This window comes from Rhodanobacter sp. Root627 (assembly GCF_001427835.1).
In the GTDB taxonomy this organism is placed as follows: Bacteria; Pseudomonadota; Gammaproteobacteria; order Xanthomonadales; family Rhodanobacteraceae; genus Rhodanobacter; species Rhodanobacter ginsenosidimutans.
Genome location: NZ_LMGW01000001.1, coordinates 672,304 through 698,509 on the forward strand (window position 1 = coordinate 672,304; position 26,206 = coordinate 698,509).

The following is a 26,206-nucleotide window of genomic DNA, read 5'->3' on the forward strand; positions in this document are numbered from 1 at the left end:
TGATGGCCACCCATCCGCATCATTTGCTGACCCATGCCTGATCGTGCATGCGGCCTGGCTGTGACGACGTCAGTCAATCAGGTAAAGTCCTGCCATGCGATTGCTCGTATTGCTACTCCTCATTGCCTTCCTCGCTGCTGGCGTTTTGCTGGGGGCGCTGAATGCCGACCTCGTCGGTTACGACCTGGGCTTTGCGCGTATCCAGTTGCCCAAGGGCGCCGGCCTGCTGGGGAGTCTGGTCATTGGTTGGCTGCTCGGTGGTCTTACCGCCTGGTTTGGCGTGAGCACCAGCCATCGTCGCCAACAACGCAAGGCAAACAAGAAGCCAGCGGCTGGCGCATGAGCCTCCTGTATCTGCTGGTGATGGCGGTGCCGGCGGCCTTCGCGCTCGGTTGGTGGACCTCGCGCCGGGCAGGCGTGCGTCGCTCGGGCGCAAAGGTCAGCGAACTCTCATCCGATTATTTTCGTGGCCTGAACTACCTGCTCAACGAAGAGCAGGACAAGGCGATCGAGGTGTTCCTCAAACTCGCCGAGTACAACCGCGATACGGTGGAAACCCACCTGGCGCTCGGTAATCTGTTCCGCCGTCGCGGCGAAGTGGATCGCGCCATTCGTTTGCATCAACACCTGGTGTCACGCCCCGGCTTGAATGACGCCATGAAAACGGTGGCCTTGCTGGAGTTGGGCGAGGACTACATGCGGGCCGGGCTGCTTGATCGCGCCGAGGCGTTGTTCCGTGACCTGGTGGCGATGGATGCCCACGCGCCCTCGGCGTTGCGTCATCTCATCGCGATCTACCAGCACGAGCGGGATTGGCACAAGGCGATCGAACACGCGCGCCGGCTGGAAACCATGACCGGCGAGGACGAGACGCCGATGATGGCGCAGTTCTATTGCGAGCTCGCCGAGCGTTCACGCCAGCACGGCGCGCGAAACGAGGCGCGCGATTATCTCGCCCAGGCGTTTGCGAGCCAGGCGCAATGCGTGCGCGCCTACATGCTGACCGGCCGCCTGCATTCGGAAGACGGCGCGTACGACGCGGCAGTGGAAGCCTACGAAGCCGCCGTCGAAGCGGATGTGGCGTTTGTGCCGGATATCCTGCCGCCGCTGCTAGACAGCTATGAACGGTCGCGGCAAATGGGCCGTGCGGAGCATTTTCTGCGTGGCCTGCTTGATCGTTATCACGGTGTCTCACCGGTTCTGGCGTTGACGAACTTGTATCGGCAGCGCGACGGCGACCGGCAGGCGGTGGAATTTCTCACCGCGCAATTGCGGCAGCGGCCGTCGGTGCGCGGGCTGATGACCTTGATCGACGCCACCATGGACAAGATCGACGGTGAGGCCAGGGAGAATTTCCAGATATTGCGCGAGCTGATGCGCAAGCTGCTGGAAGGGCAGGCGATGTATCGCTGCAGCCGTTGTGGTTTCGGCGCCAAAGCCCATCATTGGCAATGCCCCAGCTGCAAGAACTGGAGCACCATCCGGCCCATTCACGGGGTTGCCAATGAATGAGCATGGATTTGTCGTGCCAGGGCTGGCAGCGGGGTGGTTGGTATCGTCATTCGTTCTGACGTCTCTGCTGGTGGGTGCCGCGATTTACTACGCGCGCCGACGCGGCATGTTCGATCAACCCGGCCATCGTCGCTCCCACCGCATTCCGACGCCGCGCGGTGGCGGTATCGGCGTGGTAGTGGCTGTGTTCATCTGCGCTTCCGGAGCACTGCTGACATTATCAAAGCCGATATCCGTGCTGGTTGTGGCGGGAATGGCGGCAGCGTTGTTTCTGGTCGCATTGGTCGGGTGGTGGGATGACCATCGCCCGCTGCCGGTATGGCCGCGGTTGGGGACGCAGGCGGCCGCCGTCGTTTTGTTTTCCTTCACGCTGATCGCTACAAACTTGTCGTGGTACTGGTTCCCGTTATTGCTGCTGGCGGGTATGTGGAGCATCAACTTGCACAACTTCATGGATGGCATCGATGGCTTGCTTGCGCAGCAAATCGTTTTCGTGGCGGGCGCCCTTGGCTGCCTGGCCTGGTCCGTTGCAGAGCCGGCGCTGGCAATCGGGGCGGGTACGGTCATGACGGCCGGTGTGGGTTTCTGGTTCTACAACCGATCGCCTGCGCGCATTTTCATGGGTGACGTGGGCAGCGGCAGCGCGGGACTGCTGGTGTTTGTTTTTTCCGTCCTGCTGTGGCGCGTTGAACCGTCGCTGGCATGGGCGGCACTGGTGCTTTCGTCGGCGTTTGTCACCGATGCCAGCCTGACCCTCCTCACGAGAATGACGGGCGGACGCTCGTGGCATAGCGCTCACCGTGAACATCTCTATCAATGGATGGTGCGCAGCGGCATGTCGCATGCCGGCGTTGACGCGCGTTACCTGGTCTGGAACCTGTTGATAGCGGCGCCTGCTGCATGGTGGATGGCCAGCCATCCGCAGGCCGCCTTGCCGATTGCTGTCGCGATCTACGCGATTGCGGCGGTGCTCTGGCTGGTCATGAAACGTCGCTGCCTGCAGCGCCCTACCGCAGGAGGTCGCCATGTTGCTGCGTAAGATGGCCGCCTTCATCCATCCGCGTGTCGCCGTGGTGCTGCACGACCTCGCGGCGACGGCGCTGGCCTGGTGGATCAGCAAACTGCTGCGCTATGCGTTGAAGCCGGACGAGATCGTCAGCTTCATGCTGTTCGAGTTTCCCATCGTGTTGCTGGTACAGGGCCTCATCTTCCGTTGGACGGGGTTGTACAAGGGCGTCTGGCGCTTCGCCAGCTTGCCAGACCTGTGGAACATCCTGCGTGCCGTGCTCATGGGCGCGCTGGCGATCGGGCTGTCGCTGTTCCTCTACAACCGTCTGGAAGGCGTCCCGCGGTCGGTACTGTTGATGTATCCGATGGTCCTGGCCGGGTTGCTGGGTGTACCGCGGCTCACCTACCGGTTCTGGAAAGACAGTCGGGATGACTCGCGTCGTGGCGTGTCCATCAAACGGGTCTTGATCGTCGGTGCCGACCGTGCCGGCGAGGTGCTGTCACGTGACCTGCGCCGCGACAGCGGCTACGCCGTAGTGGGTTTCGTGGATGACCGCATGACGTTGCGCGGCGCCAGCATCAATGGCCACCCCGTGCTGGGTGATCTGGAGCAGTTGCCTGACGTGGCGCGGGAAGCGGCGGTGGACATGCTGTTGATCGCCATGCCCGGTGCCTCGACCAACGAGATGCGCCGCGTGGTTGCGCTGTGTGACGCCACCGATTTGCCGTATCGCACCGTGCCGCGCCTGGATGACGTCGTGGCCGGTCGCGCGCAGTTCAACGAAATCAAGGACGTGGCGATCGAGGATCTGCTGGGTCGCGACGCGGTGGAGCTGGACTGGACCGCGATCCGCCAGACGCTGACCACACGCCGCGTGCTGGTTACCGGCGGTGGCGGTTCGATCGGTTCCGAATTGTGCCGGCAGCTGGCGAGGCTGGGGGCGCAATCGCTCGTCGTTGTCGACCAGAGCGAATACAACCTGTATCGCATCACCCAGGAATTGCGCGCCGACTTCCCCGAACTCATCCTGGACGGTGTACTGGCCGACTGCGGCGATCGCACCGCCATGCACAAGGTGTTCGTGGAGGCGCAGCCCCAGGTCGTATTCCACGCGGCAGCCTACAAGCATGTGCCGATGTTGCAGACGCAGCTGCGTTCGGCCTTCCGCAACAATGTGCTCGGTACGCGCACGGTGGCCGATCTGGCCAGCGAGACCGGCGTCGAGTGTTTCGTGCTGATCTCCACCGACAAGGCGGTCAACCCGACCAGCGTCATGGGCGCCTGCAAGCGCGTGGCCGAAATCTATTGCCAGAACCTCAATGCCCAGACGTCGACACGCTACATGACCGTGCGGTTTGGCAACGTGCTGGATTCGGCCGGGTCCGTGGTACCGCTTTTCCGCCGCCAGATCCGCGCCGGTGGCCCGGTGACGGTGACCCATCCGGAGATATCGCGTTACTTCATGACCATTCCGGAGGCATGCCAGTTGATCCTGCAGGCGGCAAGCCTCGGCAAGGGCGGCGAGATTTTCGCGCTGGACATGGGCGAGCCGGTTCGCATCCGCGACCTCGCCGAACAGATGATCAGGCTTGCCGGCAAGAAGCCGGGCAGCGAGATTCCCATCGTCTACACGGGGTTGCGCGCCGGCGAGAAGCTGTTCGAGGAATTGTTCCACCCGCTGGAAAATTACAGTGGCACCGCGCACGCCAAGATTTTCCTGGCGCAGCACCGCGAGGTGTCGTGGGAACTGCTGCATGCGCTGCTGAACAAATCCGTCGACGCGGTACGGGATTTCAGGGAGGAAGATCTGCGGCGCTGCGTTTCCAGCCTGCTGCCTTCGTTCCGCTGGAGCGAAGTGGCGCAGCCCGACAACGTGGTGTCCATCCGTCGCAATGAATCAGGAGACAAGTAAGTGAGCAAGCCTCTGCGCAAAGTGGTGTTTCCCGTGGCGGGGCTTGGTACACGCTTTCTTCCGGCGACCAAGGTGGTGGCCAAGGAAATGCTGCCGGTGCTGGACAAACCGCTGATCCAGTACGCGGTGGATGAGGCGGTGGATGCGGGCGCGGACACGTTGATCTTCGTGACCAACCGCTACAAGCACGCGATCGCCGACTACTTCGACAAGGCCTACGAGCTTGAGGCCAAGCTTCACGCCAAGGGCAAGGAGGCGTTGCTGGCGTTGGTGCAGGGGACGTTGCCCAAGAATGTCCGCGCCATCTTCGTCACGCAGCCAGAGGCCTTTGGCCTCGGCCATGCCGTGCTTTGTGCCAAACCCGTCGTGGGCGACGAACCGTTTGGCATCGTGTTGCCTGACGATCTGATCTGGAACGGCCAAGGCAAGGGCGCGCTGCGGCAGATGGCCGAGCTGGGCGACGAGCAGCAGGCGGGCGTGATTGCGGTGGAAGAGGTACCGCACAACGAAACCGACAAATACGGCATCGTCGCGGCAACCGCGATCGATGAGCGCAGCGCGCGCATCGACCACATGGTGGAGAAGCCCAAGCCCGCCGACGCACCCTCGAACCTTGCCGTGGTGGGCCGGTATGTCCTGCCGAGCCGGATTTTCCAGCTGCTTGAACAGACCGTGCCCGGTGCCGGCGGCGAGATCCAGCTGACCGACGCCATCGACGCGCTGCTGAAAGAGCAGGGCAAGGTGCTGGCCTATCGCTTCGAAGGCACCCGTTTCGATTGCGGCAACAAGGCCGGCCTGGTGCGCGCCACCATGCACATGGCGATGCAGGACCCGACGTTGGAGCCGACGGTGCGCTCGTTTCTCGCGGACCTCTGACCGCACGCCAGCGCATGCACGCGCAGCGGTGAGCTGAAACCCGCGCACCATCCTGACCCTCGGCACTCGTCGGGTTGCGCGCCCGGGTTGTAGGGTGACGCCATGCCCGATGGCCTGCCAACCTCCTATTACCGCGCCACCGCCACGGCGTATGCGCCGTATCCAACGTTGCATGGCTCGCATGAGGCGAACGTGGTCGTCGTGGGTGGCGGCTACGCGGGGCTGAATACCGCGCTGGGCCTGGCCGAGCGCGACGTGCGCGGAGTGATGTTGCTGGAGCGCGAGCAGGTCGGCTTCGGTGCGTCCGGGCGCAACGGCGGTTTCGTTTTTGCCGGTTATTCGCTGGGCGAGCAGAGCCTGCTCGATCAATCGGGTGCGCCGCGTGCCCGCGCATTGTTTGCGCTGACCACCGCAGCAGTGCAGCGCATCCGTCGACGTATCGCGCAATACGACATTGCTTGCGACGTGGTGGACGAGGGCGTGATCTGGGCCAACTGGTTTCGCGACCCGTCCATCCTGCGTCGACGCCAGCAGTTGCTGGCCGATCACTACGACGTGCACTGGAAGGCCCTGTCGCCAACCCAGCTGCGCCAGCTGGTGGACAGCGCGCGGTATCACGGCGGGTTGTACGAATCCGATGCCTTGCATCTGCATCCGCTCAATTACGCGACCGGGTTGGCGCGCGCTGCGGCAAGCCGTGGCGTGGCCCTGCACGAAAACAGCGGTGTACTGCAGGTGCGCCGCGAGGGTTCGCGCTGGCGTGTCGATACGGCGCATGGCAGCGTACTTGCCGATCAACTGGTGCTGGCGTGTGGCGGTTATCTGGCGGGGCTGGAGGAATCGATTGATCGCGCGATCCTGCCGATCGCCACCTATGTCATGGTGACCGAGCCGCTGGGCGAACGGATGCAAACCTGTCTGCGGACCCGGGCGGCGGTGTACGACACCCGGTTTGCGTTCGATTACTATCGTCCACTGCCCGACACGCGCCTGCTGTGGGGCGGCCGCATCTCGATTCGCGAACGTTCCTCACGCGCCATAGAGCGGCTTCTCACTGCCGACATGCTGCGGGTGTTTCCGCAACTGCGGGGCGCGCGCATCGATTACGCATGGTCTGGCCTGATGAGCTACGCGAGGCACCAGATGCCGCAGATCGGTGGCAATGCGGAAGGTTTGTGGTGGGCGCAGGCGTTCGGCGGGCACGGGTTGGCGCCAACCTGCGCCGCCGGCGAACTGCTTGCCGCCGCCATCGCGCACGGTGACGAGAGCTGGAAACAATTCCACGATTACGGATTGCGCAGCACACATCGCCCCTGGGGCTACCTGGGGGCGCAAACCCATTACTGGTGGCAGCAAAGCCGCGACTGGTTGAAGAGTGGACTGGAACGATGAGCGATACCGAGCAACAAATCGCACGCGCCCCCGGCACCGAAATATCCTGGGCGGACTTCGAGAAGATCGTCATGGTCGCGGGCACGGTCACGCGGGTGGAGGCCTTTCCGGAAGCGCGCAAGCCGGCGTGGAAGGTCTGGGTGGATTTCGGCCCGTACGGCGAGCGCAAAACCAGTGCGCAGATCGTGGCGCTCTACGGCGCCGCGGAGCTGGTGGGCCGGCAAATCGTGGGCGTCATCAATTTCCCCGAGAAGCAGATCGGCCCGTTCCGATCGCAGTTCCTGCTGACCGGTTTTGCGACGGAGCAGGGCGTGGTGATCACCACGCTGGAGAGGCCGGTGCCCAACGGCACGCGAATGGCGTGAGTGGCCTCAGTGCCGCGCTTGCCGATCCAGCCACACCAGCAATCCTTGTGCGTTGAGTTCGATATCCATGCCCAGCAGTTCGCACAGCGTCGCGCGGCTGCCGGCCCAGCCATGCGCGGCGGCGTGTTCGGCGTAAAGATCGGTGAGGGCTTCCATCAGGTGCGCTTGCCGGTCGGGCAACTCGCCTGCCGATCGGGTCAGCGTCACCATGGCGTCGATCCGGCGGTGCAGGTCGTCGGCCAGTTTTTCCACCTGCTCGACGGCGCCGTAGTGGGTGAGATGGATCGCCTCCGGCTGCAGGGCGACCAAACGCCGTAGTGATGCATGCAATGCCTCGGGGTCGAACTGCACCGGCGACGTGGTGGGAATCACGAACGGCCCGTTGGCGGTATCGAATTCGCGATAACTGAGGCCGAACGTATCGCCGCTGAAACAGCGGTTGGAGCGCTCGTCGTAAAGGCACAGGTGGTGCTTCGCGTGGCCGGGTGTATCCATGCAGCGCAGCGGCCGCCCCGCCAGGTCGATCACGTGGTTGTCCGGTGCTTCCACAACGCGCTCGGATGGAACGGGTTGCAGCCGACCGTAGGTCTGTTCCATCACCGCCTCGCCATAGACCGCACTGGCGCCGGCCCAGAGTTGCGCGGGGTCGATCATGTGTCGTGCGCCACGCGGGTGCACAGCCAGGCGTGCGTGGGGCAGTTGCGCCATCAATGCACCGGCGCCGCCGGCATGGTCCAGATGGACGTGGGTAAGGATCAGCCAGTCCACATCGTCCGCCGTGAGGCCTGCCTGGCGTAGCGCGTCGAGCATGCGCGGCACGGCGAAATTCGTGCCGCAATCGACAAACGCGCCGCGCCCGTTTTCCACGATCAGGTAGGCGGCATCGAAACGCGGGCGCACGAAACCGGTGTCGATGGTGTGGATGCCGTGGACGGTCATGGTGCCTCCGGATGCTTGTCGGGGCAGGTTAGCAAGTTGCCGCGCAGGGATCATCCGCCGTGCGTGCAGCGCGTAAACTGTGATGTCATGCAGTCTCGACAGGAGAAGCGTATGACCTCGCCCATGGCGCCCGCGTGGCAGGTGTCGCGCTGGTTCAATAGTGAACCGCTGGCCCTGGCCGACTTGCGCGGAAAGGTCGTGTTGCTGCATGCGTTCCAGATGTTGTGCCCCGCCTGCGCCATGCAGGCGCTGCCGCAGATGCAGCGCGTACGGCGCGCCTTTGCGGATGAGCGCCTTGCCGTCGTGGGGTTGCACACCGTGTTCGAACATCACGACGCGCAGGGGCCGGTTTCGCTGGCGGCCTTCCTGCACGAGTATCGCTACGACTTTCCGGTGGGCGTGGACGCGCATGATGAGGGCGACCCGTTGCCCCGCACGATGCGAAGCTATGCCATGCAAGGTACGCCGACCCTGGTCCTGATCGACGCGGAAGGGTGTTTGCGCCAGCAGCATTTCGGTGTGGCGGATGATCTTGCGCTGGGCGCCAGCATCGGACGGCTTCTGGCCGAATTGCCTGCGGCTGTGGACGCCTGAGTCCCGCGCGCAATACATCGCTTCAGATGAGGTTGTTTGCTCGAACCAGCGCCGGTCTCGTTGTATGGGCGTCTTGCCTAACCGGGCAACGATCGTTGTCGCTTGGCGGCGTACATGGTCCGGTCGGCGTGGGCCAGCAGGCTGTCCGCGTCGGTGCCATTGATGGGGAAACAGGCGATGCCAATGCTGACGTCCAGCAGGAACGGGCCATCAGGCAGGCTGAAAGGTTGCGTGAGGCGAGCGCGCAATGAATCGGCTACCTGGTGGGCCGAAGCCGTGTCGTGGCAAGCGGGAAGCAGCGCCACAAACTCGTCGCCGCCGATGCGGGCCAACACGTCGTTGGGGTTGATGCCCTCTTGCAGGCGCACGGCAACGTCGCGCAACAGCTGGTCGCCAGCATCATGCCCGGCGCGATCGTTGGCAAACTTGAAGCCATCCAGGTCGAGGTAAAGCAGCGTGAAGCCATGCTCGGCATGCGCGGCGTGGTCGATGGCTGAGCGGATCTCCGCGCGCAGGCGATCGCGGTTGGCCAGGCCGGTCAGGGAGTCGTGGTTCGCGCGATGTTCCAGTTCGCGCTCCAGGCGCCGCAGCTCGGTCACTTCGCGGCCGACGCCGATACGCACGTGATGGTCGGGCAGCCAGCGTGCGGACCACTGTATGTCCACGTCGTGGCCGTCCTTGTGGATATAGCGATTGCGAAAGTGGCGCTGCAGTTCGCCTGCCATGACCGCTTCGGCCTGTCTTGCGGTGGCGTCGCGGTCATCGGGATGGACCAGATCGAAGATCAGCCGGCCGAGCACCTCGTCGGGCATGTAGCCGAAAATGCGCTGGAAACTGGCATTGACGAACAGGAAACGTCCATCGACATCGACCACGCACACGGCATCGGGCATCAGGTCGAGTACGTCGGCAAGGGGCGGTAACGTCGGAGTCATCAATCTGCGGTGGTGGTGTGCCCGTGGCGACCTGACGTCGCCGTTGCAGGAATATCGAAACTACCAGAATCCTCTTCCGTCGCGGTGAACGTCGCTTCCGGCGGGTTATCGATGCACATGCATCAGCTCGCATGGGGGAGCTGGGCGAAGGCAGCGGGCGACGCGTTTTCGAACCGCTCCAGCAGCAACTTCACGAAGGCCGAGACGCGCGCGCTCACATGCCGATGCGAGGGGTACAGCGCCCACACCTCCACCGGGTGGGCGGTGAGCACGCCCCAGACGATCAGGCGGCCGGCATCGATGTCGGCCTGTACCAGCGAGCGCGGCATGGCGGCTGCGCCGATGCCGGCGATGACCGCGTCGTGGATCATCGACATCGACGACAGCCGCAATACCGTACGGGTCGCGATGTTGCGCACGCTGCGTGCGCGGCTGAGCTGCCAGGAGGCATCGGCCGGCGTGCGCGAAAGCGTGATGACTGGCACCGTGGCTTCAACTCGTCTTGTCGGCAGAGGCAGCGACGGCGCGGCCACCACCACCATCACGTCGCGCAGGAAGCATCGGCCGGACAACTCGGTTGAAGGGTCGGGGTTGGCGCGGATGATCAGGTCGAAATCGTCATCGACGGGATCGACGAAGCGGTCCTCCGCCACCACTTCCAATTGCACCTGTGGATAGGCGAGGGCGTAATCCGCGGCGATACGGCCCAGGCCGCGCTGGCCGAACAGCACCGGCGCACTGACCCGCAATCGGCCACGCGGCGTACTGACGCCGCGCCGCAGCGTATCGCCCACTTCGTCGATGTGTTCCAGCAGCGACTGGGTCTGCTCCTGCAGCTCGCGGCCCTCCATCGTCAGGCGCAAGGTGTGGCCGCCGCGCTCGAACAGACGCACGCCCAGCGCGTCCTCAAGCTGGCGCACGCGGCGTGAAAGCGTGGCCTTGGGGCGGCCGGTGATCCGCGCGGCGCGGCCGAAGCCGCCATGTCGCGCCACGTCGTTGAAATCGGCCAGAGCGAGGAGATCCATGATGTTTCACCAGTGAGACAGGATGTCCAGATTATGCGGCTATCGCGAGCTCCCATGAAACACCACGATGTGGCTCCACATCCACAGATACAGGAGACACCCCATGAACATTCTGGTTACGGGCAGTACCGGCACCATTGGCAGCCTGGTCGTGCAAGGGCTGGCGGCGCAGGGCGCCAGCGTCCACGCGCTGACGCGCAACCCGGACAAAGCATCGCTTCCCGCCGGCGTCACGGCCGTCAAGGGCGACATGACCGACATCCCCTCGATGCGCGCGGCGCTGAAACAGGTCGATACGCTGTTTCTGCTCAACGCCGTGGTCGCCGACGAGGTGACCCAGGCGATTGGCACCCTGAGCCTGGCACGCGAGGCGGGTATCGAACGCATCGTCTATTTGTCGGTGCTCAACAGCGATACCTATGCCGACGTGCCGCATTTCACTGGCAAATACACGGTGGAACGGATGATCGAACAGCTCGACTTGCCGGTGACGGTGCTGCGCCCTTCGTACTTCATGCAGAACGACGCCAAGCTCAGGGACGGCTTGTTGCAGGGGCGCTACGGCATGCCGGTGGGCGATGTCGGGATAGCGATGGTTGACGTGCGTGACATTGCCGAGATTGCGGTCGCCGCGCTGCTGCGCCGCGCGAATGCGCCGACGCCGCTGCCGCGCGAGGTGATCGAAATCGTGGGGCCGGATGTGTTGACCGGCGATGCGCTGGCGACGCTCTGGTCCGGTGTACTGGGCAAGCCGATAACTTACGCGGGCAATGACCTCGCTGCGTTCGAAGGTTTCATGGCTGGAATCATGCCTTCGTGGTCGGCTTACGACCTGCGCCTGATGCTTGCGCGATTCCACGTCGACGGCATGCTCGGCAAACCGCTCGCAGTGAAAACACTTACGGGGCTGCTTGGCCATCCGCCCCGTCGCTATCGTGATTTCGCTGCCGGGCTGGCACTGGCCTGGCAGGCGGGCTGATCGGCACGTGGCCGTCGGCGGTCATCCGGCGGCCTGGCCCGAGGTCTGGAAAAAAGCTGCCAGCGCGGAGGCTACGGCGGCGGGTTGCTCCTCTGGCATGAAGTGACCGCAGTCGGCGATCCTGACTCCGTGCACGTCGTCAGCAAATGCTCGCAACGGTGCGGCCATATCGGGGATGGAGCCCTGATCCGCACTCAGGGCCAGCACCGGCATCGCGAGTTTCTCCCTGGCAGCGAATGCGCGGTTCTGGCGTGCGGATTCGGGTGTTGCCCGGTAATAGGCCAGGCCGGAACGCAATCCACCGGGCAGCGTGAAGACGCGCAGGTATTCATCCAGATCCTGCTCGCTGAAAACCGACGGATCAGCCGCCTTTCGACGCAGAAACCAGGCCAGGTATTGGCGTTCGTGACCGGTGATCAACATCTCGGGTAAATCCGGAATCACATGGAAGGCGAAGTGCCAGGTGCGCCACGCCTGTTCCGGCGCCATCGGCAGGCGATCAGGCAAGGTCACGCCCGGGATACCGGCGTCGAGCAGCGCCAGCGCCTGCACTTCATCGCTGTAGCGTGCGGCCAGCGGGTAGGCGACCCAGGCGCCCACGTCGTGCGCGACCAGACCGTAGCGATGGACCCCGAGCTGCTGCAGCAGCGCGTGCACCTTCCCTGCCAGCGCGTCGGTATCGTAACCACCGTCGAGTCGGTCGGAATCGCCTTGTCCGGGCAGGTCGATCGCGATCACGTCGCGGGTTGATGCCAGGTAGGGCATGACCTTGCGCCATGCGTACCAGCTCTGCGGAAAGCCGGCCAGAAAGACGATGGTATCGCCCCCTGGCTGCCCGCCGCGGACGTAATGCAGCCGAACTCCATCGACGTTTGCGAACCGGTGGGTAAAGTCCGGCGACGGCAACCCGGGCCTCGCGCTCGACGGGGAATCAGGCAACTGTTCTACAGCCTGTGCATGGTTATCTTCTCGGTCTTTCATCATGGATTCCTCTACCAATGTAAAAAGGAAATATTCATTTCCTAATAAGTCAAAAAAAATCAATCGAGAACTTTCAGGGCGAGCGAGACCAGCGCGTTCATGTCGTCATGCGACCGCCCGGTCTTGCCGACGACGCGCATGCCCTGCAGGACGCACAGCATCAGTCGACCGGCCGCTGCGCTATCCAGATCCGCGCGGATCGATCCATCTGCCTGGCCATCGCGGATGGTGCGGACGAGCAGTCGCTCATTGCGGGCATAGGCGGCACGCACTCGCCGTGCGGTGTCCGCGTCCATGGTCGCCAGCTCGGTCGCGCTGCCAGCCACCATGCAACCCTGTTTCCCCTCTGATCCGGAGGATGCCGCGGCGTAGAGGCCAAGCAATTCCCCGAGCTGCTCACGCCCGTTGCCTGCATGGCGCAGGGCAAGGTGGCGCATGGCGTCCCTTTCCTCGACATAACGGTCGAAGGCGGCCAGGAATATCCCGCGTTTGTCCTTGAACGCCTTGTAGATACTGCCTGCGACCAGCCCGGTGGCCTGGGTGAGATCGGCAATCGTCGTTGCGTTGTAACCACGCTCGCGAAAAACCCGGACTGCTCCGTCCAGAGCTTTGGCCATGTCGAACTCTCGCGGCCGTCCGCGTCCTCGGGAGCGCGTGGCCATGGGCGGATTGGATGGGCTCATGTCGCTATTTTGGAATGGACCGTTTCCAAAATCAATGGCGATCGGTATGCGATGGATCCGGGCGGATGTTCACTCTCGAGACATTCACCAACCCACACACTGGAGGGCCTGGTCCAGAGTCATGCAAGTGCACCGTCATACCGGCCCCATTTCGACTGTTCGCCATGCCGCGCGCTGTGCCGCGTCGCTGGCCCTGTTTGTCGCGATGCCTGCGTTCGGCAGCGCGTCGGCCGACCGCGGAAAGCCGCTGAAGATCGACGTCGTTCGCGATCGGCTGACGCTGTCATTGACGCATTACCCGCAGGTGTATCTGCATGGCGAGATCGATGCCGGCGCGCCACAGCGGTTCGCGGCGCTGGTTGCGTCCGGTCGCATCGAAAGGGGTTCGGACATCTATCTCAACGCGCGCGGCGCTGACCGCGCTGCCGGCATGGCGTTGGGCAGGATGTTTCGCGCTGGCGGCATGGCCACGCATCTGGGTACGCCACGGCAGCCGAAGTGGGCGAGCGTCGAGGCCAAGACGGCTATCTGCATGGATGCCTGTCTTTACGCCTATCTCGGTGGCCTGTATCGCTGGGTGCCCAGCGGGCGCGACCGTATCGGATTCAGCTCGCCACAGACGCAGGCCACGCGCCACTCGCCCGATGCCGTCACTTATCTGAAAGCGATGGGGATCAAGGATGAAATGCTTGGCAGCGAGGCGTGGCTGACGGCCGAGAAGATGACCGCGTCTGGCCTGGCCAACAATGGCCGGCTGCCGACGACGGCCACTTATGATTTGTCCAGGCCTGCGCCACGACTGGATTTGCGCCTGGCGGATCGCAAGGGAACGCACCGGCTCACGGTCCAGTGCCAACCGGGCAAGACCACGGTGACGGCGTATGACGAAGTGGGCATCGCGCGTGCGCGGCAAATCGCCTTGCGTGGTGGTAGTTCCTATTTTCAGCTCGGGGACGAAAAGCGGTTGAGCCAGCCACGTGGCGGCGCGCAGGCGATGGGCAACGCGCTGGTGATCCGCCGTGATCTGCCGCCCGCCGATCTGGTGGATCTGATATCGGCGTGGTCGGTCGGTGCATGGGTCGGCGGCCGCAGCGATGCCTTCCGTGATGGCTTCACCATGCCGTTGCAGCCGGTGCGCGCGCAGCTCAAGGTTTTCTACTACACCTGCTGGCGCGTTGCGCCATGGCCAGCGCGGCCCAAGAAGGCGCACTGAAAGCTGTTGTCCCGCGAGCGGGACGACAACGCTTGGCGACGTCGTGCTTCAGGCGCGCCGCGGCAATATCCAGTCCGGCCGGATGAAGTGGCAGGTGTAGCCGGTGGGGAAGTGTTCGAGATAGTCCTGGTGTTCGGGCTCGGCTTCCCAGAAGTCACCCGCGGGCCCCAGCTCGGTCACGACCTTGCCCGGCCACAAGCCGGACGCGTCGACGTCGGCCATGGTGTCTTCGGCCACTTCCTTCTGCGCTTCGCTGGTGTAGAAGATGGCCGACCGGTAGCTGGTACCCCGGTCGTTTCCCTGCCGATTGATGGTGCTGGGGTCGTGGATCTGGAAGAAGAACTCCAGCAGGGTACGGTAGCTGATGACCTGCGGATCGAACACGATCTCGATGGCCTCGGCATGGGTGCCGTGATGGCGATACGTCGCGTTCGGCACGTCGCCGCCGGAATAACCCACGCGGGTGGAGACGACGCCGGGCTGGCGGCGCAGAAGATCCTGCATGCCCCAGAAACAGCCGCCGGCAAGAATGGCGCGATCAGTGGTGGCTGTCATCGAAATCTCCGGTGGTTGGTGTGCGGTTGAAGATGGGGATGATGCGCGGCTTTGTCGAGTGGTGGAACGACAGGCAGACCCATCCAACGTTTGCCGTGCAACCGCGTCGTTCCTGAGGCAAGCTTTGCCGCCTGGGGGCCGTCGGGCGCCCAACGGGGATCGACACATGGGCAAGGGGCGGTTGGAAGCGTTCAGCGATGGCGTCATCGCGATCATCATCACCATCATGGTGCTGGAGCTGAAAGTGCCTGAAAGCCATGCGCTGGCATCGCTCGCGCCGCTGGCTCCGGTTCTGCTCAGCTACGTGTTGAGCTTCGTGTACGTGGGCATTTACTGGAACAACCATCACCACATGCTCTCGACCGTGCACCGCATATCGGGGCGCGTGCTGTGGGCGAACCTGCACCTGCTGTTCTGGCTGTCGTTGCTTCCATTCACCACGGCCTGGATGGGCGAAAACCACTTCGCCGCGTCGCCGACGGCCGTCTATGGCGTGGTGCTGTTGATGGCGGCGGTCGCCTATTGGCTGCTGCAGCGCACGCTTATCGTGGCTGATGGCCGCGACGCCGTGCTCGCCACGGCGATCGGGTCGGATTGGAAGGGCAAACTGTCGCCACTGCTCTATCTGACGGGCATCGCGTTGACGTTCTGGCGGCCGTGGGCGGGCCAGGCCATGTACGTGTTGGCGGCGTTGTTGTGGCTGATTCCGGATCGCCGCATCGAACGTGCCAGCAACGCCTGAGCGCCAGCTCCCTCCGTGGAGCTGGTGGTGTCACGACGGTGTGTGGCTGGCGCCGTGGAACTTCCGCCGATGGTTACAGGAACATGCCGCCCGAGGCCTCGATCCGCTGGCCATTGATCCAGCCATTGGCGGACGTCAGCAACGACGCCACCACGCCGCCGATATCGTCCGCTTCGCCAACCCGACCCAAGGCGGTCTGTGAGGCCACGAAGGCATTCAACTGCGCGTTGTCGCGCACCGCGCCACCACCAAAATCGGTGGCGATGGCGCCAGGCGCCAGCGTATTCACGGCGATACCGCGCGGGCCCAGTTCCTTGGCCAGGTAGCGCGCGAGTACCTCGATGGCGCCTTTCATCGCCGCATAAGCGGTATAGCCGGGCAGGGTGAATCGCGTCAGGCCGCTGGAGACGTTGAGAATGCGTCCGCCGTCGGCGATCAGCGGCAACAGCTTCTGGGTGAGGAAAAACACGCCCTTGAAGTGCACGTCGACCAGTTCGTCGAACTGCGCTTCCGTCGTTTCGGCAAAGCTGACGTGCCCGCCGGTACCCGCGTTGTTGACGAGAAAGTCGAACTGCTGGCGCTGCCAGCGGCTTTCGAGCACCTCGCCCACCTGTTGAGCGAAGGCATCGAAGCGCTGGCTGTCGGCCATGTCGAGCGCCAGCGCCACTGCCCGGCGGCCCATGGCCTCGACCTGCGCCACGACGGCCTCGGCTTCGGTGCGATTGGTGCGGTAGGTGATGATGACGTCGGTGCCTTGTTCGGCCAATTTCAGTGCGGCGTTCCTGCCCAGGCCGCGACTGCCGCCGGTGACGAGGGCGATGGAAGGTGCGTGGCGAATCATGGTTGTCTCCGATCAGATGTGGGAGAGGCGACTTTATTGATCGACAGACAAGGGATAAATTGGCGTTAGTTGATTTGTATGTTCGTCATTTTTGAACAATAGGCGCTTGGACAGGCCTCGGTACCTCCACGGGAAAGCGCGTGAACAAACTCGATGCGATGCGGATATTCCTGCGGGTGGCGGAAATGGCCAGCTTCACGCGCGCCGCCGAGAGCCTGGCGATGCCCAAGGCCAGCGCGTCCATGGCCGTGCAGCAGTTGGAAAGCCTGCTCGGCACACGGCTGCTGCACCGGACGACGCGCAAGGTCGGCCTGACCCATGACGGCCAGGCCTTCTACGAGCGCAGCAAGGACCTGTTGGGGGACATGGACGAGCTGCAGTCAATGTTCCAGCAAGGTGGTCAATCGCTGCGCGGGCGCTTGCGGGTGGACATGTCCACCGGCATGGCGTGCAACATCGTGATCAGGCGATTGCCGGAATTCCTGCAGGCGCATCCATCGATCGAGTTGGAGTTGAGCAGCACCGATCGCGTGGTCGACCTTGTGCGCGAGGGTTTCGACTGCGTGTTGCGTGCCGGCCCGTTGGCGGAAAACAACCTCGTGGCCCGTCCGCTCGGCAACCTGCGCGTCATCAATTGCGCCAGCCCCGACTATTTGCGCCGCCACGGCGCGCCGCAAACGCTGGAGGATCTCTCGGCACATCGGCTGATCCACTACGCATCCACGCTGGGCAGCAAACCAGCAGGCTGGGAATATCCCACCGGCACCGGATACGCGTGCCTGCCGATGGAGGGCGTGCTGACGGTCAACAACACCGAGGCCTATACGACGGCCTGCCTGGCCGGGTTGGGGCTGATCCAGTCACCCATTGCAAGCCTGCAACCGTGGATCGAGCAGGGACAACTGGTGGAAGTGCTGCCGCAATTTCCAGCCGAACCGATGCCGCTGTCGATCCTGTACGCCAACCGCCGCAACCTGCCCAGCAGGGTTCGCGAATTCATGGGTTGGCTGGAAGGTTTGCTGGCGCCTTATCTGCGGTTGTGACGGTCAACGCGTTGCTGACCCCGGTCCCGACATGCGTTGCTGGCCCTCGCCGATCACGGTCTCTCACGACTCGCGATCGCACACAAATGTGAATTGGTATGGTCCGATGGTGCCCGTGGTATCAATTTATAGGCAAAGTGGTACTGGATTGTGGCAGGCGGCATGACCAGTTTGCCGGGGGGCAGGGGCATCAGTAAGCTTGCCGCTCGCTCGCCTATGAAGCAGACCATGCGCAGAAAACTTGTGGCCGGAAACTGGAAGATGTACGGCAGTCGCTCGATGGCCTCGGACCTGGCCGGCGCCATTGCCGCCAGCATGCCGGCCGACATCGATGTAGCCGTGTTTCCCCCGTATCCATACATCAACACCTTGAGCGAACAACTCGCCGGCACGGTCCTGCAATTGGGTGCGCAGGACGTGAGCGAGCATGAAGGACAGGGCGCCTATACCGGCGAGGTAAGCGCCGCGATGCTGGCGGAAGTCGGCGTGGACTATGTCTTGGTGGGTCATTCGGAGCGCCGCCGCTATCACGGCGAAAGCAACGAATGCGTCGCGCGAAAATTCGCGGCCGCGAGGGCGGGAGGGCTCACCCCCATCCTTTGTGTCGGTGAAACCCGCCAGCAGCGTGACAGTGGTGAAACCGAAAACGTCATCGGCGAACAACTCGAAGCGGTCCTGCGACTCAACGGCATTGCGAGTTTCGACACGGCGCTGGTCGGGTACGAACCGGTGTGGGCGATCGGCTCCGGCGAGACGGCGACGCCGCAACAAGCGCAGGACGTTCACGCGTTCATTCGTAGCAAACTCGAAAAAGAAGATGTTACAATCGCCCGTCTGACTAGGCTGCTTTATGGCGGCAGCGTCACCGCGGTCAACGCCGCAAAGCTGTTTGCGCAACCGGACGTCGATGGCGGGTTGGTAGGCGGCGCAGCCTTGACTGCAACCGACTTCCTAGACATCTGCGCCGCGGCGCATCAAGCGCCATAGGTTCCGAGAAATCATGTTCGTCATCTTCAGCGTCTTCTACATCCTGGTCGCGGCGGCAATGACCGTGCTGATCCTGTTGCAAAACGGTCAGGGCGCCAGTGCCGGCTCCGGTTTCGGCGGCGGTGCCTCTGCCACCGTATTCGGTGCGCGCGGTTCGGCCAACTTCCTGACCCGGGCCACCGGTGCGCTCGCCGCGGTGTTTTTTGCCCTCAGTCTGGGCATGGGTGTTTACCTGAACTACAACGGCAACGCTCATCAGGATGCCGTCGATCTTGGCGTGATGTCCGGCGTGGCCACCAAGCCCGCTGAAGCACCCGCCGGCAAGACAGCCGTCAGCTCGGAAGTGCCGCAAGCCACCTCGCCGGCCACGGCCGTACCCGAGGCCACAACGGCTCCCGCCGGCGACCAAGGCGAAATACCGGCTGCACCCCAGCCGAAACCTGCGACAAAACCCTGAAAAGGGCGCGGTAGAAACACACCTGCCCAGGTGGCGGAATTGGTAGACGCACTACCTTGAGGTGGTAGCGACGAGAGTCGTAGGGGTTCGAGTCCCCTCTTGGGCACCATTTGATACTTTCGCAGCAGACTGCTGCGGAATGGAAAAACCCGCCGCTCGGCGGGTTTTTTTATGCTGCCGCCATCGTCTTTTGGTATCCAACCGGGGATCCGGATGCCATCGGCGGCTTGCAGGCCAGACATTCCCGCACGGTATGCCAGGGCGAGCGCTTACATAAGAGGCAAGGGTGGGCGTGGCAAATTTTGGCGATCGATTTACCGCAGCGATGATTGGCGGGGATGCCAGATCACGGTGCGTGGCGTCGGCAGGTGGCTGCCTGTTTTCGTGGGCGGCACCTTCATGGCTTGCAATGATTTGTTCAGCAGCCTAATTTCACTAAGCCTAACCAGGGAGGGGCACGCGGTGATCAATGTCATATTGGTGGACGATCATGAGCTGGTGCGCACCGGCTTCCGGATGATTTTGCAGCAGCAGTCGGACATCTGTATCCAGGGCGAAGCGGGAAATGCGGAAGACGGCTTGCGATTGATTCGCACGCTGAAGCCGGACATCGCGCTGGTGGACGTCCATATGCAGGGCATGAGCGGCATCGAACTTACCGAGCGCGTCAATCGCGCGAAGATGTCGACCCGCATCGTGGTGGTCACCGTCGTTGATGACGCGCGTTTTCCGAAACGGTTGCTGGACGCGGGGGCGTTGGGCTACCTCACCAAGGGGTGCAGGGCCGAGGAGCTGGTTACCGCCATTCGCCAGGTCTCGACCGGCAGGCGCTACCTGGCGCCTGCCGTGGCGCAACAGCTGGCGCTGGCGACTCTCGATGGCAGCACCTCGCCATTCGACGCATTGTCCAGCCGCGAGCTGGAGGTGGCAATGATGCTGGTGTGCGGCAAGCCGCTGACCCTGATCGGCGAGCAGCTCAACCTGAGCCCGAAAACCGTGTCGACGTACAAGCAGCGCCTGATGGAAAAGCTGCGGGTGGATCACGTGCTCAACCTGGCACACCTGATGACGGTGCATGGTTTGATCGACAATCCGGGCCACGCCATCGGCGGTTGATCGCAGACGACGTGGCGCAAAAAAGCCGGGCATTGCCCGGCTTTTTTGTTTACCCAGCTGTGCCGCGGGTTCAGTCGGCTTGCGGCTGTCCGGTCGGACGATTGGTCTCGGTCGCGCTGATGTCGTGGCTTTCGGAAGCAGCACGATTGGCTGACAGCAGGTCACCTTGCTCCGGTGCCGGGATCGCGGGTGCGGGCGACAGCTCCACCACTTTCGGCGCAACCTCCTCGGCGGCGACCGCGATCGTCGGTTTTGGCGTGGGTGCCGGCGTGGAGACGGTGGCGAACGCGACATCCTCACGACGCGGTCCGTTGATCGCAGCTGCCACGGCCGCTACCAGTGGTGTGTGGACACCGGGCGTCGTGACGGTGTTCGTCTTCTCGCTTGCGGCTGCTTCTTGCGCTGGCTGCCTGGCAGGCGCCTGTGCGGGTGCGTCGGCCGATGCGATCGATGTCGGGATGGCAGCAGCCACCGGCGACGCTACCGACGGTGCGACAGGCGATGCCTTGACCACGATATCGGCGTCGTCTGGCGCCGCGGCCGAGTCCGCCATGGGGGCGGGAATCGGTGGGAGCGGCGGCAGCTCGAGTTCGGTGACGGCCGCTGCGGCGGCGACGGGTGCAGCGCGATCCTGCTCCGTGATGTTGCCGGATGCGTTGGCGACGACAGCGGCGGTGGCCGCTACGGTGACGTTGGACGGTTCCACCACGACGCGGCGTGCGGGTTCGTCGGTGGCCGCCGTGTCGACGACTGCCTTTGGCGCGTTCTGCACGGGCGTTGTGGGCTTCGACTTCTCGGTGCCAACATCGCTGGCTGCGTCGTCGCGGCCCTCATCGTCGATGGATGGCACCTGGGTTTCCGTGCCACCAGCGGCAACCGTCGTTTCGTCGTGCCGGCGCCGACGACGACCACCGCGGCGACCCCGGCGGCGGCGGGACGGACTGCCATCGGCATCGAGCGATTCTTCGGCTTCCGGGGCGACCGAAGTCACAGCCGGGGCGAGCTGCTTCGCTTCCAGCGCGGCGTCGGCGAGCGGTGCGGCTTCCAGTGGCTCGGCAACGGCTGGGCGCGGCTGGCGCTCGGGCTTGGCCTGCGGCTGGGCGTTGGGGCGCGGGGTGACGGCCGCAGCGCTTTCCGTGGCAGCCGGACGTGGCGGACGCGGTTGGCGGGCCGGGGCGGCATTCTGCGCCGGCTGCGATTGCCGGGGCTGACCGGACTCGCTGTTGCGTTGGCGGTTGCCCTTGGGCTGTTGTGACGAGGAGGATTTGGCAGCTGACGGCGATGCGCCGTCACGGCGGGACTGACGTGCCGGCGTGCCGTTCTGCTGGGCAGGCTGCCCCGAACGGCCGCGGCCGGAACGCTCGTCGCGACGGTTGTTGCGATCGGCGCCGCTGGCCGCGGATTTTTCGGCCGACTTTTCCACCGGCGCCGCTTCCATGCTGCTGCGGAACCAGCCCAGCATGCGCGCCATCAGGCCGCCAGTGGGTGCTGTGGTCGGCGATGGCTTGGCGCGTGCCGTCGATTTGGATGCTGGTGCCGCAGCAACGGGAGCCGGCGCGATTTCCTCGCGGATGGGTGCCGGGCTGGCGGGCATGATGCCGCTGACGGCCGGCTGTTCGCTGCTGCCCAGGGTCTGGCCCATTTTCGGTAATTCGGTGGCAGCGACTGCAGTGAGGCGCTCGTAGCTGGGCTTGCTGTGCTCGCCCATCTCCGCTTCCTTGATGCGCATGATCTCGATGTGCGGCGTTTCCAGCTTGTCGTCGGCCACCACAACCACGTGCACCTTGTGGCGCAGTTCGATCTCCACCACGCTGGCGCGCTTTTCGTTGAGCAGGAAGTTGGCGACGGCCGGTGGCGCCTGCACCAGCACCTGGCCGGTGTTGTCCTTCATCGCATGCTCTTCGATCAGGCGCAGGGTCGACAGCGACAGCGATTCCACGCCGCGGATGTGGCCATGGCCCTCGCAACGCGGGCAGACGATCTCGCTGGCTTCGCCCAAGCTCGGGCGCAGGCGCTGACGCGACATTTCCAGCAAGCCGAAACGGGAGATACGGCCGATCTGCACGCGCGCGCGGTCGAGCTTCAGCGCCTCCTTCAGGCGGTCTTCCACCTCACGCTGATGGCGCGGGCTGTCCATGTCGATGAAATCGATCACGATCAGGCCACCGGCGTCGCGGATGCGCGCCTGGCGGGCGATTTCCACCGCGGCCTCGCAGTTGGTGTTGAACGCGGTGTCCTCGATGTCGCTGCCCTTGGTCGCCTTCGACGAGTTGATGTCGATGGCGGTGAGCGCCTCGGTCTGGTCGATCACGATCGAACCGCCGGAGGGCAGGCGTACCTGACGATCGAACGCGCTCTCGATCTGGGTCTCGATCTGGTAGCGGGTGAACAGCGGGGTGTCGTCGCGGTACAGCTTCAGCTTGCGCAGGGCGTTGGGCATGACCTGCTGCATGAAATCGCGGGCATCGTTGTACAGCGATTCCTCGTCGATCAGGATCTCGCCGATGTCGCTGCGCAGGTAGTCGCGCAGGGCGCGGATGAACAGCTTCGATTCCTGGTAGATCAGGAACGGTGCCTTCTGCTTGCTGGCGGCTTCGGAGATCGATTTCCACAGCTGCAGCAGATAATCCAGATCCCACTGCAGTTCTTCGGCGTCGCGACCGAGGCCGGCGGTGCGCACGATCAGGCCGACATCGTCGGGTACGGTGACGTGCTCCAGCGCTTCCTTCAGTGCCTGCCGGTCTTCACCCTCGATACGGCGCGAGACGCCACCGGCCTTCGGGTTGTTCGGCATCAGCACCATGTAGCGGCCGGCGAGGCTGATGAAGGTGGTCAGGGCGGCGCCCTTGTTGCCGCGCTCTTCCTTCTCGACCTGGACGACGACTTCCTGGCCTTCCTTCAGCAACTCACGGATGTTGGACTTGTGCGGGTCCAGGCCGGCGGTGAAGTACTCGCGGGAGATTTCCTTCAGCGGCAGGAAGCCGTGGCGTTCGGCGCCGTACTCGACGAAGCAGGCTTCAAGTGAAGCCTCAACCCGCGTGATGCGGCCCTTGTAAATATTGGATTTTTTCTGTTCCCGCGAAGGGATTTCGATATCCAGGTCGTACAGGTTCTGGCCATCGACAATGGCCACGCGCAACTCTTCACGCTGAGTCGCGTTGATCAACATACGTTTCATGGTGGATTTCCTCGGCCTGCCGCGCGTCGCGTGCCGCGGTGGCGCCTCAATGGCGGCCTGCCGGGGATCGCGCCGCAGCGGTAAAGCGGCAAAATGACGGCACCGTTCCCGGTGTCGGGGATGATTCGATCTACTTGCGTTGTCGTATCCGATACCACATGGCATCGGACAAACAACAACCCAACCGTTACGATGAAAGGGAGATCGTGGTCGGTGCCGAACGGGCAACCGCCGCCATCCTCGCCGACGTTGCGGGTGGGCCACCTCTCCCGAGCCATGTATCGGCGGGCCAAGTGGACGCCCGCCGAGTATCCTATTTAAGCAGGTTTTTTTCAATGCAAACGGTAACTTCCCCCGATGCACCTCAAGGTGTGCGTCAAGTCGTGGTTGGCCCCGAACGGGATGGCCAGCGAATCGACAATGCGTTGATGACCCTGCTCAAAGGCGTTCCCAAGAGCATGATCTACCGGCTGCTGCGTACCGGCCAGGTGCGCGTCAACGGCAAGCGGGCCAAGCCGGATACGCGTCTCGCGGACGGTGATACGCTACGCATCCCTCCGGTCCGGGTGGCCGAGCGTGAGGAAGGCCGGGCACCAGCCATTGGTCTGGTGGCCTCGGTGGCCGATGCGATCCTGTTCGAAGACAAACACTTTCTGGTGATCGACAAACCCTCCGGCGTGGCCAGCCACGGCGGCAGCGGTGTCAGCCATGGCGCCATCGAACTACTGCGCGCGGCCCGGCCACAGGAACACCTGGAACTGGTGCACCGGCTCGACCGCGATACCAGCGGCGTGTTGGTTTTTGCCCGCACGCGCGCCGGCCTGACCGGCTTGCAGGCGCTGATTCGTGCCGGCGAGGTCACCAAACAATACCTGTGCCTGATGCTCGGGCACCCGTCCAAGGCCAAGTTCGACGTGAATGCGCCGCTGCTGAAGTCGGTGCTGCAAGGGGGCGAGCGGATGGTGCGGGTGGCTGAAAGCGGCAAGCCGTCGCTGACGTTCTTCCGCGAAATGGAGCAGTACCCGGGCGCGCGCCTGATGCAGGCCACGCTGGGCACCGGTCGCACGCACCAGATCCGCGTGCATGCCGCGCATATCGGCCATCCGCTGGCGGGCGACCCGAAATACGGCGACCGGGAGATGAACAAGCGTTTCCGCGAAATGGGCCTTCAGCGCCTGTTCCTGCACGCGGCGCACCTCAGTTTCGAGCTGGACGGGCGCTCGTACAGTTTTTCCACGCCGTTGCCGGACGACCTGAAGGCCTTTCTCGACGTGCTGGCCGTCAAGGGCAAGCGGCTGGTCTATACCCGCGACAAGTCGCGTACGGATATCTGATCAGCGCTCAAGCAGCGCCTCGACCCGCGCCGCGCAGATGAAATCGTTCATCGACAGTCCGCCCACATCGTGGGTCGACCACGTCAGCTGGCAGTGGCCGTAGCCGGCCTCGAGATCGGGATGGTGGTCTTCCTGGTTGGCCATGAAGCCGACGGCGGCGATGAAGCCCAGCGTGTGGTGGAAGTCGTCAAAGCGGAAATCCTTGGCGATGGCGTTTCCATCGTCGCGGAGTTTCCACCCGGGCAGTTGCTGCAACAACTCCGCCGTCTGTGACGCGTCCACCGCATCCGTCTTTCCCTTGCGCGGCTGGCAATGCTGCGCGGACAAATGGTTCGCTTTCATGCGCTACTCCGGGGATCCGTGGTGAAGCCCTGCAGCGTTGATGTTGCCGCCTGAAAAGTCAAAGCCGCGCGTGCAGGTGGAAACTGGACTAAAATGGTGCTGATTAGCCGCAACAGCGGCGCAAGCTTTGGCGGAGTGGGCATGATCGACATCTCGGAACGCGCACAGCAGCATTTCCTGCGCCTTCTTTCACAACAGGGTATCGACGATTTGAGCATTCGCCTGCGCGTTACGGCGCCAGGCACACCGGCGGCGAACTGCGAGCTGGAGTTCTGCGAGCCGATCGACCTGATCGGCGGCGAATGGACCATCGAGTGCGCCGGTTTCAACTTCCATATCGACGGTGACAGTGCGCGCTGGCTGGACAACGCCACCATCGATTTCGAACCGACTTCCACCGGCGGCCAGCTCAACATCCGTGCGCCGATGATCAAGGGGCATGTGCCAGGTGTGGAAGCCGGCCTGATCGAGCGCGTGCGTTATGTGCTGGAAGCGGAGGTGAACCCGAAGCTGGCGTCACACGGCGGCCGTGTGAGCTTGCTGGAAATCGATGCCGATGGCGTGGTGTTGCTGCAGTTCGGCGGCGGTTGCCACGGTTGCGGCATGGTCGATGTGACGCTGAAGCAGGGTGTGGAAAAGACCTTGCGCGAGCGGGTGCCCGAGATCACCGCCGTACGCGATGCTACCGATCACGCGGGTGGCGAAAAGCCGTATTACCGCAAGCACGAGGGTACATCCGCCGCGGTGTGAGCCAGGTTGACGCTGTTCTGCCCGGAAACAAAAAGCCCGCCGAAGCGGGCTTTTTTCGATCGTGGATCGAGTGGCTCAGTTGTCGCCCTGCAGGTGACCCTTGAGCGTATCCAGCTTGCTTGGCAGGCCGGCGAAATACGCGGACACATCCGCAATATCCTGGTCGGACAGGGTGGAAACCATGCCCTTCATGATCGGGTTGTTGCGTTGGCCGCTCTTGTATTCGTGCAGCACGTGGGAAAGGTACAGCTGGTACTGACCGGCCAGGCGCGGATATTGCGGATCAACCGCGTTGCCGTCGGTGCCGTGGCAGGCGAAACAGGTAGCGGCCTTTTCCTTGCCATTCGCCGCGTTGCCCGCGTCAGCGGCCAGCAACGATGTGGAGGCGAACGCCAGGACGGCGCCGAATGAAAGCAGAATGCGTGCATGTTTCATGCGGAAGTCCC

27 protein-coding genes and 1 tRNA gene are annotated in these 26,206 nt (G+C 63.8%); 18 read left to right on the top strand and 10 right to left on the bottom strand.

Features of this window, described 5'->3' with window-relative positions; all coding sequences use genetic code 11:
* Positions 1-94 precede the first annotated feature (94 nt).
* From ASD68_RS03235 to ASD68_RS03265, 7 genes are all read left to right on the top strand, one after another.
* On the top strand, positions 95-343 hold the full coding sequence (locus ASD68_RS03235; protein WP_056078774.1) for a LapA family protein: 249 nt from the start codon (positions 95-97) through the stop codon (positions 341-343).
* A complete protein-coding gene (gene lapB, locus ASD68_RS03240) occupies positions 340-1,512 on the top strand; it encodes a lipopolysaccharide assembly protein LapB (RefSeq protein ID WP_056603323.1) in 1,173 nt (390 codons plus the stop codon). Before ASD68_RS03235 ends, lapB begins: the two co-directional genes overlap by 4 nt.
* The gene (locus tag ASD68_RS03245) at positions 1,505-2,551 is read left to right on the top strand and encodes a glycosyltransferase family 4 protein (protein WP_056078780.1); all 1,047 of its coding nucleotides are present in this window, start codon (positions 1,505-1,507) and stop codon (positions 2,549-2,551) included. The genes lapB and ASD68_RS03245 overlap by 8 nt, the downstream gene beginning before the upstream one ends.
* The gene (locus ASD68_RS03250; RefSeq protein ID WP_056078784.1) at positions 2,538-4,433 is read left to right on the top strand and encodes a nucleoside-diphosphate sugar epimerase/dehydratase; all 1,896 of its coding nucleotides are present in this window, start codon (positions 2,538-2,540) and stop codon (positions 4,431-4,433) included. The genes ASD68_RS03245 and ASD68_RS03250 overlap by 14 nt, the downstream gene beginning before the upstream one ends.
* Entirely contained in the window at positions 4,434-5,309 is an 876-nt protein-coding gene (galU, locus tag ASD68_RS03255; protein ID WP_056078787.1) for a UTP--glucose-1-phosphate uridylyltransferase GalU, read from the top strand. It begins immediately after the preceding gene.
* Between the two features lie 102 nt (positions 5,310-5,411).
* Positions 5,412-6,701, top strand: a complete 1,290-nt coding sequence (locus ASD68_RS03260; protein WP_056603326.1) for an FAD-binding oxidoreductase — start codon at positions 5,412-5,414, stop codon at positions 6,699-6,701.
* The gene (locus tag ASD68_RS03265; protein WP_056603329.1) at positions 6,698-7,066 is read left to right on the top strand and encodes a tRNA-binding protein; all 369 of its coding nucleotides are present in this window, start codon (positions 6,698-6,700) and stop codon (positions 7,064-7,066) included. The genes ASD68_RS03260 and ASD68_RS03265 overlap by 4 nt, the downstream gene beginning before the upstream one ends.
* A 6-nt stretch (positions 7,067-7,072) precedes the next feature.
* On the opposite strand, the gene ASD68_RS03270 is transcribed toward ASD68_RS03265, so the two are convergent.
* Positions 7,073-8,005: an MBL fold metallo-hydrolase gene (locus ASD68_RS03270; RefSeq protein ID WP_056603333.1), complete on the bottom strand. Its 933-nt coding sequence runs from the start codon at positions 8,003-8,005 to the stop codon at positions 7,073-7,075.
* Positions 8,006-8,116: 111 nt separating this feature from the next.
* Here ASD68_RS03270 and ASD68_RS03275 point away from each other — a divergent pair, with 111 nt between their 5' ends.
* On the top strand, positions 8,117-8,599 hold the full coding sequence (locus ASD68_RS03275; protein WP_056603336.1) for a TlpA disulfide reductase family protein: 483 nt from the start codon (positions 8,117-8,119) through the stop codon (positions 8,597-8,599).
* A 77-nt stretch (positions 8,600-8,676) separates the two neighbouring features.
* On the opposite strand, the gene ASD68_RS03280 is transcribed toward ASD68_RS03275, so the two are convergent.
* Both ASD68_RS03280 and ASD68_RS03285 read right to left on the bottom strand, forming a co-directional pair.
* Entirely contained in the window at positions 8,677-9,534 is an 858-nt protein-coding gene (locus ASD68_RS03280) for a sensor domain-containing diguanylate cyclase (protein WP_235578616.1), read from the bottom strand.
* A 122-nt stretch (positions 9,535-9,656) separates the two neighbouring features.
* Complete coding sequence (locus tag ASD68_RS03285) at positions 9,657-10,559, bottom strand: LysR family transcriptional regulator (RefSeq protein ID WP_056603342.1); 903 nt, start codon at positions 10,557-10,559, stop codon at positions 9,657-9,659.
* 103 nt (positions 10,560-10,662) lie between these two features.
* Between ASD68_RS03285 and ASD68_RS03290 the strand changes: the two genes are divergently transcribed.
* Positions 10,663-11,538 carry an NmrA/HSCARG family protein gene (locus ASD68_RS03290; RefSeq protein ID WP_056603345.1) on the top strand — a complete coding sequence of 292 codons (876 nt, stop codon included), beginning with the start codon at positions 10,663-10,665 and terminating at the stop codon, positions 11,536-11,538.
* Between the two features lie 21 nt (positions 11,539-11,559).
* On the opposite strand, the gene ASD68_RS03295 is transcribed toward ASD68_RS03290, so the two are convergent.
* Positions 11,560-12,582 (bottom strand): alpha/beta fold hydrolase, encoded by a 1,023-nt coding sequence (locus ASD68_RS03295; RefSeq protein ID WP_235578617.1) that lies wholly within the window; start codon positions 12,580-12,582, stop codon positions 11,560-11,562.
* Positions 12,579-13,136: a TetR/AcrR family transcriptional regulator gene (locus ASD68_RS03300; protein ID WP_056078806.1), complete on the bottom strand. Its 558-nt coding sequence runs from the start codon at positions 13,134-13,136 to the stop codon at positions 12,579-12,581. Before ASD68_RS03300 ends, ASD68_RS03295 begins: the two co-directional genes overlap by 4 nt.
* Before the next feature lie 43 nt (positions 13,137-13,179).
* Here ASD68_RS03300 and ASD68_RS03305 point away from each other — a divergent pair, with 43 nt between their 5' ends.
* On the top strand, positions 13,180-14,415 hold the full coding sequence (locus tag ASD68_RS03305) for a hypothetical protein (RefSeq protein WP_235578618.1): 1,236 nt from the start codon (positions 13,180-13,182) through the stop codon (positions 14,413-14,415).
* A 48-nt stretch (positions 14,416-14,463) separates the two neighbouring features.
* Here the strand turns inward: ASD68_RS03305 and msrA are convergent, their stop codons facing one another.
* Complete coding sequence (gene msrA, locus ASD68_RS03310) at positions 14,464-14,970, bottom strand: peptide-methionine (S)-S-oxide reductase MsrA (protein WP_056603350.1); 507 nt, start codon at positions 14,968-14,970, stop codon at positions 14,464-14,466.
* Here msrA and ASD68_RS03315 point away from each other — a divergent pair.
* A complete protein-coding gene (locus ASD68_RS03315; protein ID WP_235577495.1) occupies positions 14,960-15,712 on the top strand; it encodes a TMEM175 family protein in 753 nt (250 codons plus the stop codon). The genes msrA and ASD68_RS03315 overlap by 11 nt on opposite strands.
* 73 nt (positions 15,713-15,785) lie before the next feature.
* Here ASD68_RS03315 and ASD68_RS03320 read toward each other — a convergent pair whose 3' ends face one another.
* Complete coding sequence (locus ASD68_RS03320) at positions 15,786-16,553, bottom strand: SDR family oxidoreductase (protein ID WP_056603352.1); 768 nt, start codon at positions 16,551-16,553, stop codon at positions 15,786-15,788.
* Positions 16,554-16,693: 140 nt separating this feature from the next.
* Here ASD68_RS03320 and ASD68_RS03325 point away from each other — a divergent pair, with 140 nt between their 5' ends.
* The 5 genes from ASD68_RS03325 (at position 16,694) to ASD68_RS03345 (ending at position 20,156) form a co-directional block, all read left to right on the top strand.
* Positions 16,694-17,596, top strand: a complete 903-nt coding sequence (locus ASD68_RS03325; protein WP_156458317.1) for a LysR family transcriptional regulator — start codon at positions 16,694-16,696, stop codon at positions 17,594-17,596.
* 228 nt (positions 17,597-17,824) lie between these two features.
* Positions 17,825-18,583, top strand: a complete 759-nt coding sequence (gene tpiA / locus ASD68_RS03330) for a triose-phosphate isomerase (protein WP_056605104.1) — start codon at positions 17,825-17,827, stop codon at positions 18,581-18,583.
* Positions 18,584-18,596: 13 nt separating this feature from the next.
* On the top strand, positions 18,597-19,040 hold the full coding sequence (gene secG / locus ASD68_RS03335; protein ID WP_056603354.1) for a preprotein translocase subunit SecG: 444 nt from the start codon (positions 18,597-18,599) through the stop codon (positions 19,038-19,040).
* A gap of 24 nt (positions 19,041-19,064) precedes the next feature.
* Positions 19,065-19,149 (top strand) — tRNA-Leu (locus ASD68_RS03340).
* A 353-nt stretch (positions 19,150-19,502) separates the two neighbouring features.
* Positions 19,503-20,156, top strand: coding sequence for a response regulator (locus tag ASD68_RS03345; protein ID WP_056078824.1), 654 nt, complete (start codon positions 19,503-19,505; stop codon positions 20,154-20,156).
* Positions 20,157-20,226: 70 nt separating this feature from the next.
* Here the strand turns inward: ASD68_RS03345 and ASD68_RS03350 are convergent, their stop codons facing one another.
* Positions 20,227-23,334: an Rne/Rng family ribonuclease gene (locus ASD68_RS03350; RefSeq protein WP_056603357.1), complete on the bottom strand. Its 3,108-nt coding sequence runs from the start codon at positions 23,332-23,334 to the stop codon at positions 20,227-20,229.
* Positions 23,335-23,669: 335 nt separating this feature from the next.
* Between ASD68_RS03350 and ASD68_RS03355 the strand changes: the two genes are divergently transcribed.
* A complete protein-coding gene (locus ASD68_RS03355; protein WP_082545928.1) occupies positions 23,670-24,668 on the top strand; it encodes an RluA family pseudouridine synthase in 999 nt (332 codons plus the stop codon).
* Here ASD68_RS03355 and ASD68_RS03360 read toward each other — a convergent pair whose 3' ends face one another.
* Entirely contained in the window at positions 24,669-25,010 is a 342-nt protein-coding gene (locus tag ASD68_RS03360) for a 4a-hydroxytetrahydrobiopterin dehydratase (protein ID WP_056603363.1), read from the bottom strand.
* Positions 25,011-25,151: 141 nt separating this feature from the next.
* Between ASD68_RS03360 and ASD68_RS03365 the strand changes: the two genes are divergently transcribed.
* A complete protein-coding gene (locus tag ASD68_RS03365) occupies positions 25,152-25,760 on the top strand; it encodes an NfuA family Fe-S biogenesis protein (protein WP_056078833.1) in 609 nt (202 codons plus the stop codon).
* A 75-nt stretch (positions 25,761-25,835) separates the two neighbouring features.
* On the opposite strand, the gene ASD68_RS03370 is transcribed toward ASD68_RS03365, so the two are convergent.
* Positions 25,836-26,195, bottom strand: a complete 360-nt coding sequence (locus ASD68_RS03370) for a cytochrome c (protein ID WP_056078836.1) — start codon at positions 26,193-26,195, stop codon at positions 25,836-25,838.
* Positions 26,196-26,206 lie beyond the last annotated feature (11 nt).

Coding starts and splice junctions, on each gene's coding strand:
- ASD68_RS03235 (WP_056078774.1), top strand. CDS start 95: ATGCGATTGCTCGTATTGCTACTCCTCATTGCCTTCCTCGCTGCTGGC.
- lapB (WP_056603323.1), top strand. CDS start 340: ATGAGCCTCCTGTATCTGCTGGTGATGGCGGTGCCGGCGGCCTTCGCG.
- ASD68_RS03245 (WP_056078780.1), top strand. CDS start 1,505: ATGAATGAGCATGGATTTGTCGTGCCAGGGCTGGCAGCGGGGTGGTTG.
- ASD68_RS03250 (WP_056078784.1), top strand. CDS start 2,538: ATGTTGCTGCGTAAGATGGCCGCCTTCATCCATCCGCGTGTCGCCGTG.
- ASD68_RS03260 (WP_056603326.1), top strand. CDS start 5,412: ATGCCCGATGGCCTGCCAACCTCCTATTACCGCGCCACCGCCACGGCG.
- ASD68_RS03265 (WP_056603329.1), top strand. CDS start 6,698: ATGAGCGATACCGAGCAACAAATCGCACGCGCCCCCGGCACCGAAATA.
- ASD68_RS03270 (WP_056603333.1), bottom strand. CDS start 8,005: ATGACCGTCCACGGCATCCACACCATCGACACCGGTTTCGTGCGCCCG.
- ASD68_RS03275 (WP_056603336.1), top strand. CDS start 8,117: ATGACCTCGCCCATGGCGCCCGCGTGGCAGGTGTCGCGCTGGTTCAAT.
- ASD68_RS03280 (WP_235578616.1), bottom strand. CDS start 9,534: ATGACTCCGACGTTACCGCCCCTTGCCGACGTACTCGACCTGATGCCC.
- ASD68_RS03285 (WP_056603342.1), bottom strand. CDS start 10,559: ATGGATCTCCTCGCTCTGGCCGATTTCAACGACGTGGCGCGACATGGC.
- ASD68_RS03290 (WP_056603345.1), top strand. CDS start 10,663: ATGAACATTCTGGTTACGGGCAGTACCGGCACCATTGGCAGCCTGGTC.
- ASD68_RS03300 (WP_056078806.1), bottom strand. CDS start 13,136: ATGGCCAAAGCTCTGGACGGAGCAGTCCGGGTTTTTCGCGAGCGTGGT.
- ASD68_RS03305 (WP_235578618.1), top strand. CDS start 13,180: ATGGGCGGATTGGATGGGCTCATGTCGCTATTTTGGAATGGACCGTTT.
- msrA (WP_056603350.1), bottom strand. CDS start 14,970: ATGACAGCCACCACTGATCGCGCCATTCTTGCCGGCGGCTGTTTCTGG.
- ASD68_RS03320 (WP_056603352.1), bottom strand. CDS start 16,553: ATGATTCGCCACGCACCTTCCATCGCCCTCGTCACCGGCGGCAGTCGC.
- tpiA (WP_056605104.1), top strand. CDS start 17,825: ATGCGCAGAAAACTTGTGGCCGGAAACTGGAAGATGTACGGCAGTCGC.
- secG (WP_056603354.1), top strand. CDS start 18,597: ATGTTCGTCATCTTCAGCGTCTTCTACATCCTGGTCGCGGCGGCAATG.
- ASD68_RS03350 (WP_056603357.1), bottom strand. CDS start 23,334: ATGAAACGTATGTTGATCAACGCGACTCAGCGTGAAGAGTTGCGCGTG.
- ASD68_RS03355 (WP_082545928.1), top strand. CDS start 23,670: ATGCAAACGGTAACTTCCCCCGATGCACCTCAAGGTGTGCGTCAAGTC.
- ASD68_RS03360 (WP_056603363.1), bottom strand. CDS start 25,010: ATGAAAGCGAACCATTTGTCCGCGCAGCATTGCCAGCCGCGCAAGGGA.
- ASD68_RS03365 (WP_056078833.1), top strand. CDS start 25,152: ATGATCGACATCTCGGAACGCGCACAGCAGCATTTCCTGCGCCTTCTT.
- ASD68_RS03370 (WP_056078836.1), bottom strand. CDS start 26,195: ATGAAACATGCACGCATTCTGCTTTCATTCGGCGCCGTCCTGGCGTTC.